The following is a 14,413-nucleotide window of genomic DNA, read 5'->3' as shown; positions in this document are numbered from 1 at the left end:
TGCACGGGCGTGGTTCGCCGGGCCAGGGCTTCCAGGCCGCACGTCTCTTCGATCCCACCGAGATCACCGTCCTGAACGTGCTCATCGCCAAACTCGAAGGCAAGACCCAAAAGCAGAAGAACCCCCACCCCACGCACACGCTCGCCTGGGCCGCCTGGTGTATCGCCAGGCTCGGAGGCTGGAACGGCTACGAAAAGGAACGCCCGCCAGGACCCATCACCTTCACCCAAGGCCTCAGACGCTTCAACGCCATCGTCGACGGCTTCGTTCTCGCCTCACAAAAATGAACCCGAAGCAAATGTGTGCGCACGCTAGCCCCTGTGGGAGAAGGCAGAAACCTCACTCCGGCACAAACCTCACCGCGCCCTTGGCCGCGCTGGTGGCCATGGCGGCATAGGCGCGCAAGGCGGTCGTCACCTTGCGCTTGCGCTTTTCCTCCGGCTTCCAGGCCAGGGCGCCCTTGGCTTCCATCGCCGCCCGTCGCGCAACGAGTTCCGCCTCATCGACAGCCAGGCGGATGCTGCGGTTCGGGATGTCGATCTCGATCGTATCGCCCTCCTGCACCAGTCCGATCAAACCGCCTTCGGCAGCTTCCGGCGACGCATGGCCGATCGACAGACCCGAGGTGCCGCCGGAGAAGCGGCCGTCAGTAACCAGAGCGCAGGCCTTGCCGAGGCCCTTCGACTTCAGATAGCTGGTCGGATAGAGCATCTCCTGCATGCCGGGGCCGCCGCGCGGTCCTTCATAGCGGATGACGACGACATCGCCGGCCTTGATCTCATTGGACAGGATCGCCTTGACGCTCGAATCCTGGCTTTCGAACACGCGGGCCGGGCCGGTGAATTTCAGGATCGATTCATCGACGCCCGCCGTCTTCACGATGCAGCCGTCGAGCGCCAGATTGCCCTTCAGCACGGCAAGGCCGCCATCCTTGGAAAAGGGATGTTCGGTCGAGCGGATAACGCCTTTCTCGCGGTCGAGATCGAGCTCGTCCCAGCGGCGCTCCTGGCTGAAGGCGACCTGCGTCGGCACGCCGCCAGGGGCGGCGAGGAAGAAATCGCGCACGCTCTGGCTGGTCGTGCGGGAAATATCCCAATGGTCGAGCGCTTCGCCCAGGGTTGACGTATGCACCGTCGGCAGGTCGCGGTTGAGCAGGCCGGCATTGTCGAGCTGGCCGAGGATGGCCATGATGCCGCCGGCGCGGTGGACGTCTTCCATGTGGACGTCGGACTTGGCGGGCGCAACCTTGCACAGCACCGGCACCTTGCGCGACAGCGCGTCGATGTCGTCCTGATCGAAATCGATCTCGCCCTCATGCGCCGCAGCCAGGATATGCAACACGGTGTTGGTCGAACCGCCCATGGCGATGTCGAGCGTCATGGCGTTCTCGAAAGCGCCCTTCGAGGCGATGTTGCGCGGCAGTGCGGTTTCGTCGTCCTGCTCGTAATAGCGCTGGGCGAGATCGACGATCAGGTGGCCGGCCTCGACGAACAGACGCTTGCGGTCGGCATGCGTCGCCAATGTCGAGCCGTTGCCGGGCAGCGACAGGCCAAGCGCCTCGGTCAAACAATTCATCGAATTGGCGGTGAACATGCCCGAGCAGGAGCCGCAGGTCGGGCAGGCCGAGCGCTCGATGACCTTGACGTCCTCATCGGAGATCTTGTCGTCGGCGGCCGCGACCATGGCATCGACCAGGTCGAGCGCCTGCGTCTTGCCGGCGAGCACCACCTTGCCGGCTTCCATCGGACCGCCGGAGACGAAGACGGTCGGGATGTTGAGGCGCAACGAGGCCATCAGCATGCCGGGCGTGATCTTGTCGCAATTGGAGATGCAGACCATGGCGTCGGCGCAATGCGCGTTGACCATGTATTCGACGGAATCGGCGATCAACTCGCGCGACGGGAGCGAATAGAGCATGCCGTCATGGCCCATGGCGATGCCGTCATCGACGGCGATGGTGTTGAATTCCTTGGCAACGCCGCCGGCCTTTTCGATCTCGCGCGCGACCAATTGGCCGAGATCCTTCAGATGGACATGGCCCGGCACGAACTGGGTGAAGGAGTTGACCACCGCAATGATCGGCTTGCCGAAATCCGAGTCCTTCATGCCGGTGGCGCGCCAGAGGCCGCGAGCGCCGGCCATGTTGCGGCCATGGGTGGTGGTGCGGGAACGATAGGCAGGCATGTTTTTTCCTTGGTGGCTGGCCGCAGCCCAGGGGTTGGCGCGGCGGAGCTGAATTCGGACCGCAGGCGTTATAGACGCGCAAGTATGGTCTGGCCACAATTTTGCAATGCGCCAGATTCTCTCAAAAAAATGCGTGGCACTGTCGGATGGCGCGCTGCATGTCCGTCCTTGGGCAGACGGCAAGGAGATGGCACCATGTTCGGAGTCAGCCGTTTCACAGGAACAGCGACCGAAACAGCACGAGGAGCACGACATGCAAAAGATTACCACCTGCCTGTGGTTCGATGGCCAGGCCGAAGAGGCCATGAATTTCTACGTCTCCATCTTCAAGAATTCGAAGGTGCTGAGCGTGATGCGCTGGCCCAAAGGCCACGCCGATGAAGGCAAAGTGCTGGTGACCACGTTTGAACTCGACGGCGTGCAGTTCCAGGCGCTCAATGGTGGACCGCAGTTCAAGCACAGCGAAGCGATGTCGCAGTCGATCGACTGCAAGACGCAGGAAGAGGTGGATTACTTCTGGGACAAGCTCATCGAAGGTGGCGGCCAACCATCGCAATGCAGTTGGCTGAAGGATAAATTCGGCGTCTCCTGGCAGGTTGTGCCGGAGCAGCTGCCGCGCCTGCTCCTGGATCCGGACCGGGCCAAGGCCGGCCGCGTAATGTCGGCGATGATGCAGATGAGCAAGATCGACATCGCCAAGATAGAGGAAGCTGCCAGAGGATAGTCGAGGGTCGCGCCGCCCCTCATCCGCCCTTCGGGCACCTTCTCCCCGTGAACGGGGAGAAGGAAAAAGCGCGACTTACGCCGCTCTGTCGCGGACCTGATAGTCCTTGATCGTGGCAAACTTGATCGCCTTCCAGCGCTCCGCTTCGTAGTTCAGCGAGAAGGCGTGCTGGGCGAGGAACACCGGGTCGTTGTCGAGGTCGCGGGCGATGTCGCCGCGATGCGCCTCGATGAAACGCAGGACCTCGGCCTTGTCGTCGGCCGAGATCCAGCGGCACACGGAAAAGCGCGACATCTCGAATTCGACCGGCAGGGTGTATTCGAAGTTCAGCCGTTCCTTCAGGACGTCGAGTTGCAGCGCGCCGACGACACCGACGATGGCCGGTGAGCCGTCCTCGGGCGAAAACAGCTGCACGACGCCCTCCTCTGCCATCTGGTGTAGCGCTTCCTTCAGCTTTTTGGCCTTCATCGCGTCGCCGAGGCGGACACGGCGCAGGATTTCCGGGGCAAAATTCGGAACGCCGCGGAACAGGATTTCCTCGCCCTCGGTCAGCGTATCGCCAATACGCAGCGTGCCGTGGTTGGGAATGCCGACGACGTCGCCGGCAAAGGCCTCGTCGGCGGTGACGCGTGTGCGGGCAAAGAAGAACTGCGGCGCCGACAGCGACATCGGTTTTCCCGTGCGTACCAGCTTGGCCTTCATGCCGCGCTCGAGCTTGCCCGAACAGACGCGGACGAAGGCTATGCGGTCGCGGTGGTTGGGATCCATGTTGGCCTGGATCTTGAAGACGAAGGACGTCATCTTCTCTTCGGTCGCCTCGACCTTGCGGGTGTCGGCCTCTTGAGCACGCGGCGGCGGTCCAAAAGCGCCGAGCGCCTCGATCAGGTCGCGCACGCCATAATTGCGCAGCGCCGAGCCGAAATAGACCGGCGTCAGGTGACCCTCGCGGAAGGCTTCTATATCAAGGGGTCTGCACGCTTCCCGCGCCAGCTCCAGCTCCTCGATGAAGGCCTCGCGCTCGTTCTCCGGCAAAAGGCCGGCGACGCGGTTGGAATCAGGACCGTTGACCGGCGTGCGCTCCTTCTCGTCGTCGCCCCTGCGCACGGCGTTCAGCGCCAGATGGTAGGTGCCGGAAAAATTCTTGCCCCGGCCGATCGGCCAGGTGATCGGCGCCGTATCCAGCGCCAGCTTCTGCTCGATCTCATCGAGGATCTCGAACGGATCGCGGCTTTCGCGATCCATCTTGTTGACGAAGGTGATGATCGGGATGTCGCGTAGCCGGCAGACTTCGAAAAGCTTCAGCGTGCGCGGCTCGATGCCCTTGGCGGCATCGATGACCATGACGGCCGAGTCGACCGCCGATAGCGTGCGATAGGTGTCGTCTGCGAAATCCTCGTGGCCGGGCGTGTCGAGCAGGTTGAAGACATTGTCCTCATACTCGAAGGTCATCACCGAAGTGACGACCGAAATGCCGCGCTCACGCTCGATCTTCATCCAGTCCGACCGCGTCTGGATCTTGTCCTTCTTGGCCTTGACCTCGCCGGCAAGCTGGATGGCGCCGCCGAACAGCAGCAGCTTTTCGGTGAGCGTGGTCTTGCCGGCGTCCGGGTGCGCGATGATCGCGAAGGTGCGGCGGCGCGCCACTTCTTCTTCTATTGCTTCGGGCATTCTCTGGGATTTCCGTGTGACAGGCCGGGCTTCTAGCAGCGCAGTGCCGGCCTGTCGACCGGTCCGGCGGCTCGGACTCTGCTGATCGCCGCCTCACCATCCGAGCATACAGCTCAGCCGTGCTGTGGCTCCGGCCAGTGCATTGCCGCATATTTTGCGCTGCGCGATGTTGGCAAGCGGCTGCCGGGTGGCACTGGATGAACATCCCTCGGGATGACGAGGCAGAGGAGCAAGCATGACTGCGGCGAAACAAGTGATCGTCATCGGCGCCGGCATCATCGGCGCCTCCATCGCGTGGCATCTGAGCAGAGCGGGTGCGCAAGTGACGGTGATTGCCGACAGTGCTGCCGGAGGGGTGGCGACGCCGAACTCGTTCGCCTGGATCAATGCCAGCTGGGGCAATCCGGAGCCGTATTTCCGGCTGCGCACCCGCGCGATGGCAGAGTGGACGCGGCTGGCGCGGGACCTTCCCGGCCTACCGCTGAGCTGGTGCGGCGGCCTGTGCTGGGATTTGCCGGTGGCCGACATGGAAGCCTACGCCACGGAACATTCCGCCTGGGGCTATGGTATCAGCCAAGTCGACCGCGCCGGTGCTGCGCGCATCGAGCCCAATCTCACCGAGCTTCCGGATTTTGCCCTGTATGTGGCTGAGGAAGGCGTCGCCGAACCGGTGACTGCCACGCGCGCGCTGTTGGCGGACGCGGAGCGACATGGCGCGAAGATCATCTCCAGCACGGTGACGGCCCTGGTCCAGACCGGCGGCAGGATCACCGGTGTCGACACATCGCATGGATTGATTGCATCAGACGAGGTGGTGATCGCGGCTGGCGTCGGCTCGCCGGAGATCGCCGCGACCGCCGGGATCAACCTGCCGATCGAAACGCCGCCCGGCCTGATCGTCCATTCGCGGCCCACCGAAAAGCGGCTCAACGGGCTGGTGCTGGCCGAGCGGCTGCACATGCGCCAGACAACGGAAGGTCGCATCATCGCCGGCTCGGATTTTGGCGGCGCCGACCCGGGCATGGATGCCGAAGCCACCGCCCACGCGCTGTTTGCGGCCATGAAAGCCATGCTGCGCGACAGCGACGGGTTGGAACTCGATTTCCACACGGTCGGCTACCGGCCGACGCCGATCGATGGCTTTCCAATCGTCGGCCGCGCTGAGGGCATGGACGGTGTCTATGTCGCCGTCATGCATTCCGGCATCACGCTGGCGCCGGCCGTCGGCCTGTTCGCCACAAGGGAAATTCTCGACGGCGAGCGCGACCCCTTACTTGCCCCTTATGGATTGTCGCGCTTCGCTCAATAGGCAGGCGGACGGCGAAAGCCGCCGGTGAGTGGTTCGATTACCCTGGCGCTGCCGAGCAGTCGTGACTCCGACCAGCGTTTGCCGACCAGTTGCGGGCCGATCGGCAGGCCGGTGCTGTCCTGTCCTCAGGGGATGGAAATGGCTGGATGGCCGCTGTGGTTGAAGACAGCGCCATAGGCCGGCAGCATCCACGGCATACTTCAAGTGGAGTGGAGCATTCGAGGGTTGGCCGCGTTTGATTGAAATTGTGCCGATAGTCTTTGATGTCGGCACTCTACGGCGCCCCCCTCTGGCCTGCCGGCCATCTCTCCCACGAGTGGGGAGATCGGCAGGTTTGGCTCGTTCCAGCAACCTTGGCGATTGGCGAAGGCCACGCAAATAGCCAATCTCCCCACTTTGTGGGGGGAGATGTCCGGCAGGCCAGAGGGGGCGCTGTCCCGCGACGTTGCCGCAGTTTGCAGCTACCCCACCAGCGCGAACTTCGCCGCCGCCGGAGCAAACGGGCGAATTCTGATGTCATCGCCGCTGATCGTGACAAAACTCGCCGGCGGGATCGCCTGCCAGTCGCCGCCCTCGCGGTCGAACGGTTCGGACACGATGCAGCGGCCGCCGCCCTTGCGCAGGACAGACGTGTAGAGCGTCGGCGCGTGAGCGTCGGTGGCGTAGCGCACCGCGTGCAGCGCCTGGCCATCCGAGAAGGCGGCGGTGAGCTTCAGCGCCGGTTCGAGGCCGGCGCGGCGCGAGGCTTCGAGCACGCGGCTGGTGGCGCGGGAGACGGCGCCTTGCGGATCGCCGGTCAATCCCTCATCGATCATCAGCAGGAAGAACAGTTCGGAATCGGTGGTGCCTTCGCGCTGGTCGAAGACGGCGTCGGACAGCGAGTTCTCCAGCGCGCGGCGGATTTTCTCGAAGCCGCCGATCTGGCCGTTGTGCATGAACGACCAGCTGCCGGAGATGAATGGATGGCAGTTCATGCGGCTGGTGGCGCCGCCGGTCGACGCCCGCACATGGGCGAGGAACAGGCCGGATTTGATCTGTCGGCACAGGCTTTTCAGATTGGGATCGGACCAGGCCGGCAGGATATCGCGATAGAGACCCGGCTCCGGGCGGTCGCCATACCAGGCTAGGCCGAAGCCGTCGCCATTGGTCGGCGATTTCGCTTCCTGAGCACAATGGCTCTGGGCGATCAGCGAGTGACAGGGCGCCGTGAGGATGTCTTCGAGAAAGACCGCTTCACCCAGATAGGCCGCCCACCGGCACATCGTTTCTGTCGCCCTCTAGGCGCGATCCATAAGAGCCGCAGGCTCCTTGGTCGCGTGCGTGCCTCTGTTGTGCGTCCGCTCGTAAAGCTCGCGAACGATTCGGCTGGCGGTAGTTTCAAACAGAAATGGCAAGAAAGCATGAACGAGCGCGGCGCCCGCCGCCATCAACAGGCGCGACGAAAACCAGGCGGCAAAGCCCATGTGGCTGAAATAGGTTTCGCCGACCTTGGCCGGATGAGAGGTGAAAATCCTTGCGACCGACATGCTGGTTCCCCTTCAGCGCTTGAAGTTCCTGATATGAGTATCCTGACATGCTTCGCCGGTTCATCGGTCTCAAAATGTCCTTGTATTTCGGTGATCCATGGGACAAATATCCCACATGGCGCTGGAAATTGACGAAATCGACCGGAAATTGCTCGCCGAGTTGCAACGCGACGGCACGCTGTCGGTCGACCAGTTGTCGGAACGGGTGGCGCTGTCGCGCAATGCCTGCTGGCGCCGGGTGAAGCGGCTGGAGGAGGCCGGTGTCATCACCGGCAGGGTGGCGCTGGTCGATGCCGAAAAGCTCGGGCTTGGCCTTTCCGTCTTCATCCTGATCCGCACGTCCAACCACGATCCGGAGTGGCTGCAGAGATTCCGGGCGGCAGTGACCGGCTTTCCCGAGATCATCGGCGTCTACCGCATGTCCGGCGACCTCGACTACGTTCTGCGCGCCCGCGTCGCCGACGTGAAGGCCTATGACCGGCTCTACCAGCGGCTGATCGCCAAGGTGGCGCTGTCTGATGTTTCCGCCTCTTTCGTGATGGAGGAGATCAAGGAGACGACGGTGGTTCCGATGGAATTGCGCTAAGGTATGTCGATATTCAGGTGATGCCGGCCTGCAAACGACGGGTTTCGACTCGGCCTGACCTGAATCTCAACACACCTCAGGCCATACTGATGCCTGAAAGAAAGCCGTTGATAGGCTTGCGGGCGAGTTGACCGAATCGCCGTTCGCGCCGATAGGATCGATTTTATGCGCGCAGCCCTTCAAACTCCCTCCGTCATCGGTCCGACCGTCGGCTTCGTCAGGTTGCCGCATGCTGAAGGACTTCCCCTTCCTGCTTATGAAAGCACCGGTGCCGCCGGCATGGATCTGCGCGCCGCGGTGCCCGACGACAGGCCGCTGCTGATCCTGCCCGGAAAACGCGCTCTGGTGCCGACCGGGATGATCCTGGAAATTCCCGAAGGCATGGAAGGCCAGGTGCGGCCGCGCTCAGGCCTTGCCTTCAAACATGGGCTGACCGTCCTCAACACGCCCGGCACCATCGACAGCGACTATCGCGGCGAGGTCAAGGTGCTGCTGATCAATCTCGGCGACGAGGACTTTGCCGTGACGCGCGGCATGCGCATCGCCCAGATCGTTTTTGCCGCGGTGACGCAAGCCGCCGTGGAAGAGCGCAACCTGGCCGGCGGCACGGCGCGCGGCGCGGGCGGGTTCGGATCGACCGGCACCGCCTGATGCCTGAACTGCCTAAACTTGTCATCTTCGACTGCGACGGGATCCTGGTCGATACGGAGAACCTGGCCAATCGGCGCCTTGCCGAATGGCTGACCGCTGCCGGCTATCCGACAAGCTTCGAATATTGCCGCAAGAATTTCTCCGGTCGCAGCATGGCGTCGGTGCAGAAAGAGATCGAAGAAGAGACCAGCGTCAGGCTTGGCGCCGATTTTGTCGATCTCTGGAACGCCGGCCTGCCGGATTTGTTCGCCCACGGCGTCGAAGCAATCCCTTATGTCCGCGAATTCGTCGAGGCCGTGCGGTCAGCCGGGATCGCCTATTGCGTCGCCACCTCGGCCCGGGTGTCGAAGATGCACATCACACTTGGCCAGACCGGGCTGTTGCCGCTGTTCGAACACGCGATGTTTTCCTCGACGATGGTCGCGCGCGGCAAGCCGTTTCCGGACCTGTTCCTGCATGCTGCGAAAACCGTGGGCTTTGCACCTGCCGACTGCATCGTCATCGAGGACAGCGTCGCTGGCACGCAGGCCGGCATCGCGGCCGGCATGCGGGTGTTTTCCTATCACGCCGATCCCTATTCCGACCGCGACGGCCTTATCCAGGCCGGCGGCATCCTGTTCGACGACATGCGCGAACTGGCCGGGCTGGTGCCGATCCACTGAGCTGGCTGACGGACTGGACGGGTTGGGAGGCTGTGCTACGTTCCGCGCGCCCGACACCCTGAGGCGACCATGCCGACGAACCTGCTTCGCTTCATCCTCGCCGTGATGCTGCTGCCATTGCTGTGGACCGCAGCCGGCGCGCAAGACGCCAGCCTTCCGGAGCTCGGCAGCCCACTGCCCGGCCAAAAAGACATCACCTATCTCGACCTCGCCAGGATGATCATTCCAGACCTCGCCGCCGACAAGAATGGCTTTTACAGGGGCGGGCTGCCGATCGCTATGCGCCATATCGAGGGACCCGACAGCGGCGGCTCGCCGCCCGAAACCTCAGGCTTTTCCAATGCCTCCGTGCTTGCCATCAAGGCGGGAGGCAAGGACCGCCTGACCATGCTGTTCGATCTCGGCGATTCCTCAGACAGCGCAGAAGGCTATGCGGTGCTAGCGCTCTACGACATTACGGGCAAACCAAGGCTGCTCGACGCCACCAATGTCGCCCTCGACCGCAGCACCTATTTCCGCGAACCCGGCAAGCTCGGCATCGGCGCCAATGATGATATCCTCATGATCGAGAGTTCGCATTCCAATTCAAACCAGAACTATATGATCGTCCCGCTGATTATGGTCGCCAGGGACAAGTTGAAGCTGATCGACATCATCTATTTGTTCGACGAGCACGTGTGTGCCCATAGCCGGACGCAGGACGTTGCCTTTAAAGCCATCGCAGAGGGCCGACGCCATGCGGCGATCAAGGTAACGGTGACCGATGCCACCGTCGTGAACGACGAAAGCTGCGATGACCAGCCGCCCAAACCTGAATCTCACGACATCTCCGTCACCTATCATTGGGACAAGACAACGTCGCACTACGCCAAGGATTCCGACGCGCTGAACAATTTGGCAGGAGAGAACGCCAAACGCTTCTGAACCAACCGCATTCGTTTGCCCGGCCAGATGGAGCAGGATAAAATCCGCTCGGCCACACCGCATATGATGGGGGAACTACCATGGACAAGGGCAAGATCTTTCGCGACCTGCATGCCTCGACCTTCGTCGTGCCCAATCCCTGGGATATCGGCACGACCAAGCTGCTCGGCTCGTTCGGCTTCACGGCGCTGGCGACGACCAGCGCCGGCTTTGCCTTTTCGCGCGGCCTGCCGGACGGCGCGGTGACCTTCGACCAGATGATCCACCATTGCCGCGAAGTGACCGCGGCGACCAGCCTGCCGGTCTCGGCCGACCTCGAGAAAGGCAAGGGCGACAGCGCCGAGCAGGCCGCCGAAACCATCTTCGCGGCGGAAGCTGCCGGCCTTGCCGGCTGCTCGATCGAAGACCACACCGGCGATCCGGACAAGCCGATCTATGATTTTGCGCACGCCGTCGAACGCGTTGCGGCGGCCGTGGAAGCGGCGCGGGCCCTGAAACGCGATTTCGTCTTCACTGCGCGGGCCGAGAATTTCCTCTGGGGCAAGTCCGACCTCGACGACACGATCAAGCGGCTGCAGGCGTTCGAGAAGGCCGGCGCCGACGTACTCTATGCGCCAGGCATCGGCAACGTCGAGATGATCCGCACGCTCTGCTCTGCCGTCAGCAAGCCGGTCAATGTCATGGCGGTACCGGGTTTTACCATCGCCGATCTCGCCATGGCCGGCGTCAAGCGTATCTCGCTCGGGCCGTGGCTGACCAATTTCGCCTACGGCATGCTGGAAACGGCGGCACGCGAAATCCAGCAAGACGGCACCTTCGGCTTCACCCGCGCCGCCATGCCGTTAAGCAAATTGCAGGCCCTCTTCGGCAAATCTTCGGATTAATGGGGCCCGTCGCATGACGCTGACCGTGATCGACATGCATACTGGCGGCGAGCCGCTAAGGATCGTCACCGGCGGCTATCCCGGTATCCCCAAGGGCACGATCCTGGAAAAGCGCGCCTATGTGCGCGACCATCTCGATCATCTCAGGAAAATCCTGATGTTCGAGCCACGCGGCCATTACGACATGTATGGCGCCTTGCTGGTCGAGCCGGACCTGCCCGGCGCCGACCTCGCCGTGCTGTTCATGCACAATGAGGGCTATTCGACGATGTGCGGCCACGCCATCGTCGCGCTCGGCCGCTACGCCATCGATGAAGGGCTGGTGGCGAAACAGGAACCAGTCACGACAGTCAATATCGAGGCGCCGTGCGGGCTGGTCGTCGCCTCGGTCGAGGTCAGGGACGGCAAGGCCGGTGCGGTTTCGTTCGAAAGCGTGCCGGCCTTCCTGTTCGCCGGTGGACAGGCGATCGAATTGGCGGGCCACGGCACGATTGGCTTCGACGTCGCCTATGGCGGCGCCTTCTACGCGCTGGCCGATTGTCACCAATTCGGGCTCGAATTCGGCAGAAGCCGGATGCGCGATTTCGTCGATGCGGCAACGGGGCTGACGGACAGGCTCAAGGCTGAATTTCCGCTGTCGCATCCCGACCACGGCGACCTTGCCTTCCTATACGGTACCATCCTGACCGATGGCCGCGACACATTTTCCGGCGAGGTGACCAAAAACATCTGCGTCTTCGCCGAAGCCGAGGTCGACCGCTCGCCAACCGGTTCCGGCGTCACCGCAAGGCTGGCGGCCATGCATGCCAAGGGCGAGATCGCGATCGGACAGACGCGCACATTCGAGAGCATCGCAGGCTCGCGTTTTTCCGGAGCCGTGGCGCGGACGGCGAAGGCTGGACGGCATGAGGCGATCATCGCCCGCGTCGGCGGCCGCGCCTATTATTCCGGGCGGGCCGAATTCATCGTCGAGGCCGATGACGAGCTCGGACGCGGATTTCTGTTGCGCTGAAGAAAATGCCTAGCCGCGTGAGGGGCGAGCCACTTCCCGCACCGAGATCGCCTTGTGCAGATGCACCATCATGGCGGCGGCGAACAGCGGCGTCAGCAGGTTGAGCAACGGCACGGCGAGGAAAGCGGCGATGAGCAGCCCGGCGAGAAACACTGTGCCGGCATAGTGCCTGCGCAAGGCCCTGGCCTCGTCTTCGCCGCGAAAGCGCATGGCGGCGAATTCGAAGAACTCGCGCCCGAGCAGATAGCCGTTGACGATGAAGAAGGCGGCTATGTTGACGCCCGGCACCAAGAGAAGCAGCAGCGCGACGATGTTGCCAAGAATGACGACACCGAGGAATCGCGCCGACAGCACCAGCGAGCGCAGCGCCGGCATGGCGCGGCCGGTCGGATCGCCGGGGTAGTCGGTGCGCTCGACCACTTCGGCGATATCGTCGAGGAACAGGCCGGCGACAACAGCCGTCACCGGCGCGATGAGCAACGCCATGCCGAAGGCAAGCGCTATTGCCGCGATGATGCCGCCGAGCCACCCGGCCCAGGACGGCATGCCGGGCAACAGCGTCTGCAGCCACGGCAGCGCCAGCCACTCGACGAGGCTCGTCAGGCCGAACCACAGAGCCACCAGTGCCAGCACGGTCAAGCCCAGCGTCTTGACGAACACGGCCCGGAAGGGAGGCGAAATCAGCTCGAGGGCCGCAGCGCGGGCAGCGTCGAAAATCACCTTGTCACACCCCCGGTTAGCGGACGCCGCCTAAAAGGCGGATGCTTCCGAGATAGGCAGCGCAGGCCATGAGCACAAGCGGGCTGGCGTTTACCGCGCAAATGCCGGCTTTCGAACCGGGATGGTCATGGCAGCGACCCCGGCCACGACAAAACCCATGCCCAGCCATGCCGTCGAACCAAGACTTTCGCCGAGGAAGAGAGCGCCGATGCCGACGCCGATCGGCACGCGCAGATAGGCCTGCGAGGTGGTGCCGACCGAACCCAGCGTGTGGATGAGGCGGAAATAGATAACGAAGGCCAGCGCGGTGGAAAAGACCGACAGGCCGAGCAGGGCCAGGATCGACGCGGTCGATGGCGCCAGCGTCCACGGCTGGTCGAACACCAGACTGAGCGGCACGAGGATGACGGCGCCGCACAGCATGGAACCGGCGGCCGGTAGCATTGGGTCGAGGCCCTTGAAACCGCGGCCGAAAATGGCGGCCCCGGCATAGCAGACCGTCGCAGCGACGATTGCCAATTGCGCCCACAATTCATGACCGAGGCCACCCAGCGCCTGCGTGCCGATAATAAGGCAGATGCCGGCAATGCCGGCGCCCACACCGATCAGTTTGCGCAAGGTGACCGGCTCGTGGCGGGTGATGAGCGCGGTCAAGAGGAAGGTGAAGATCGGTGAGGTCGCGTTGAGGATGGTGGCGAGGCCGGCATCGACCGAGCGTTCGGCCGCGGCGATCAGGGTGAACGGAATAACGCTGTTGAGGCAGGCCTGGAAGGCGAAGCGGCGCCAGCTTGCAGCGTCGCCCGGCAAGGCGAGCCCGCGCCAGCGGATGATGGCCAACAGGATGCCGCCAGCGATCAGGGTGCGGGCGGCAATGAAGGTGACCGGCGGGATGGTTTCGACGCCGATCTTGATGAAGGTGTAGGAGGCGCCCCAGAGCACTGCCAGCACGACGAGCAGTACCAGGTCGGTGGTCAGATCGTTTTTTGCAGGCTCGTTCTTCGTCGACATGCTTTTTGTAGACATTGGGGGCTGGCTCGCCTTCGAAGCGGGATCGTCTGATCCAGGCTTATAGGCGGTGCGGCGATGAAATGCTTCGGCCACGGTCGAATTGTCATAGCGCCTCGCGGCTGATGCGCCTTTGCCTGTTCCGCCAAAGTTGCGTGTCACGCCCTAGGCAAACCGGTTTCAAATCGCTAGACCCGCGCCGGGCCGGCGTGGCAAGAAGCCGGCTCGGGTTTTTGGCGGAGATTTTGATGCCGGATTATGACGTGCTTTGCATCGGCAATGCCATTGTCGACATCATCGCCCAGTGCGACGAGGAATTCCTCGAGACCAACGGCATCATCAAGGGCGCGATGAACCTCATCGACACACAACGCGCCGAACTGCTCTACAGCCGCATGGGCCCGGCGATCGAGGCNTCCGGCGGCAGCGCCGGCAACACGGCGGCCGGCGTCGCCAGCTTNGGCGGCCGCGCCGCCTTCTTCGGCAAGGTCTCCAACGATGCGCTGGGCGAAATCTACGCGCACGACATCCATGCGCAGGGCGTCGCCTTCGACACCA

General features: G+C 63.3%; 14 protein-coding genes and 2 pseudogenes. 10 read left to right on the top strand and 6 right to left on the bottom strand.

Annotated elements, in window-relative coordinates:
• Nucleotides 1-287: pseudogene (locus tag M729_RS1000000139055) on the top strand (transposase); the annotation flags it as partial.
• Nucleotides 288-339: 52 nt separating this feature from the next.
• Here M729_RS1000000139055 and ilvD read toward each other — a convergent pair.
• Nucleotides 340-2,184, bottom strand: coding sequence for a dihydroxy-acid dehydratase (ilvD, locus tag M729_RS0130145; protein ID WP_024505783.1), 1,845 nt, complete (start codon nucleotides 2,182-2,184; stop codon nucleotides 340-342).
• A 253-nt stretch (nucleotides 2,185-2,437) separates the two neighbouring features.
• Here ilvD and M729_RS0130140 point away from each other — a divergent pair, with 253 nt between their 5' ends.
• Nucleotides 2,438-2,908 carry a VOC family protein gene (locus M729_RS0130140; RefSeq protein WP_027163762.1) on the top strand — a complete coding sequence of 157 codons (471 nt, stop codon included), beginning with the start codon at nucleotides 2,438-2,440 and terminating at the stop codon, nucleotides 2,906-2,908.
• 75 nt (nucleotides 2,909-2,983) lie between these two features.
• Here the strand turns inward: M729_RS0130140 and M729_RS0130135 are convergent, their stop codons facing one another.
• On the bottom strand, nucleotides 2,984-4,576 hold the full coding sequence (locus M729_RS0130135) for a peptide chain release factor 3 (RefSeq protein ID WP_013528039.1): 1,593 nt from the start codon (nucleotides 4,574-4,576) through the stop codon (nucleotides 2,984-2,986).
• Nucleotides 4,577-4,811: 235 nt separating this feature from the next.
• Here M729_RS0130135 and M729_RS0130130 point away from each other — a divergent pair, with 235 nt between their 5' ends.
• The gene (locus tag M729_RS0130130) at nucleotides 4,812-5,885 is read left to right on the top strand and encodes an FAD-binding oxidoreductase (protein WP_027163761.1); all 1,074 of its coding nucleotides are present in this window, start codon (nucleotides 4,812-4,814) and stop codon (nucleotides 5,883-5,885) included.
• A gap of 461 nt (nucleotides 5,886-6,346) precedes the next feature.
• On the opposite strand, the gene M729_RS0130125 is transcribed toward M729_RS0130130, so the two are convergent.
• A complete protein-coding gene (locus M729_RS0130125; RefSeq protein WP_027163760.1) occupies nucleotides 6,347-7,147 on the bottom strand; it encodes a class II glutamine amidotransferase in 801 nt (266 codons plus the stop codon).
• A gap of 15 nt (nucleotides 7,148-7,162) precedes the next feature.
• Nucleotides 7,163-7,411 carry a DUF6356 family protein gene (locus M729_RS0130120; protein WP_013528043.1) on the bottom strand — a complete coding sequence of 83 codons (249 nt, stop codon included), beginning with the start codon at nucleotides 7,409-7,411 and terminating at the stop codon, nucleotides 7,163-7,165.
• Between the two features lie 115 nt (nucleotides 7,412-7,526).
• Between M729_RS0130120 and M729_RS0130115 the strand changes: the two genes are divergently transcribed.
• The 6 genes from M729_RS0130115 to M729_RS0130090 all read left to right on the top strand — a co-directional run bounded on the left by M729_RS0130115 (nucleotide 7,527) and on the right by M729_RS0130090 (nucleotide 12,130).
• Nucleotides 7,527-7,997, top strand: a complete 471-nt coding sequence (locus M729_RS0130115) for an Lrp/AsnC family transcriptional regulator (protein WP_027163759.1) — start codon at nucleotides 7,527-7,529, stop codon at nucleotides 7,995-7,997.
• Nucleotides 7,998-8,162: 165 nt separating this feature from the next.
• Nucleotides 8,163-8,648, top strand: coding sequence for a dUTP diphosphatase (gene dut, locus M729_RS0130110; RefSeq protein WP_027163758.1), 486 nt, complete (start codon nucleotides 8,163-8,165; stop codon nucleotides 8,646-8,648).
• The gene (locus M729_RS0130105) at nucleotides 8,648-9,310 is read left to right on the top strand and encodes an HAD family phosphatase (RefSeq protein WP_027163757.1); all 663 of its coding nucleotides are present in this window, start codon (nucleotides 8,648-8,650) and stop codon (nucleotides 9,308-9,310) included. Before dut ends, M729_RS0130105 begins: the two co-directional genes overlap by 1 nt.
• 69 nt (nucleotides 9,311-9,379) lie before the next feature.
• Nucleotides 9,380-10,234, top strand: coding sequence for a hypothetical protein (locus M729_RS0130100; RefSeq protein ID WP_027163756.1), 855 nt, complete (start codon nucleotides 9,380-9,382; stop codon nucleotides 10,232-10,234).
• 80 nt (nucleotides 10,235-10,314) lie between these two features.
• Nucleotides 10,315-11,118, top strand: coding sequence for an oxaloacetate decarboxylase (locus M729_RS0130095; RefSeq protein ID WP_027163755.1), 804 nt, complete (start codon nucleotides 10,315-10,317; stop codon nucleotides 11,116-11,118).
• A 13-nt stretch (nucleotides 11,119-11,131) separates the two neighbouring features.
• Nucleotides 11,132-12,130 carry a proline racemase family protein gene (locus tag M729_RS0130090; RefSeq protein WP_013528049.1) on the top strand — a complete coding sequence of 333 codons (999 nt, stop codon included), beginning with the start codon at nucleotides 11,132-11,134 and terminating at the stop codon, nucleotides 12,128-12,130.
• 9 nt (nucleotides 12,131-12,139) lie between these two features.
• Here M729_RS0130090 and M729_RS0130085 read toward each other — a convergent pair whose 3' ends face one another.
• Nucleotides 12,140-12,850 carry a sulfate transporter family protein gene (locus tag M729_RS0130085; RefSeq protein ID WP_027163754.1) on the bottom strand — a complete coding sequence of 237 codons (711 nt, stop codon included), beginning with the start codon at nucleotides 12,848-12,850 and terminating at the stop codon, nucleotides 12,140-12,142.
• 90 nt (nucleotides 12,851-12,940) lie between these two features.
• The gene (locus M729_RS0130080) at nucleotides 12,941-13,873 is read right to left on the bottom strand and encodes an EamA family transporter (RefSeq protein WP_050580561.1); all 933 of its coding nucleotides are present in this window, start codon (nucleotides 13,871-13,873) and stop codon (nucleotides 12,941-12,943) included.
• Nucleotides 13,874-14,103: 230 nt separating this feature from the next.
• Here M729_RS0130080 and M729_RS01000000136220 point away from each other — a divergent pair.
• Nucleotides 14,104-14,413 (top strand): annotated as a pseudogene (locus tag M729_RS01000000136220) (adenosine kinase); the annotation flags it as partial.

The sequence above is a fragment of the Mesorhizobium sp. WSM1293 genome (genome assembly GCF_000513875.1).
GTDB classification, from domain to species: domain Bacteria; phylum Pseudomonadota; class Alphaproteobacteria; order Rhizobiales; family Rhizobiaceae; genus Mesorhizobium; species Mesorhizobium ciceri.
Note: the sequence above shows the minus strand (reverse complement) of the source record. Positions and strands in the feature narration are given on the sequence as shown.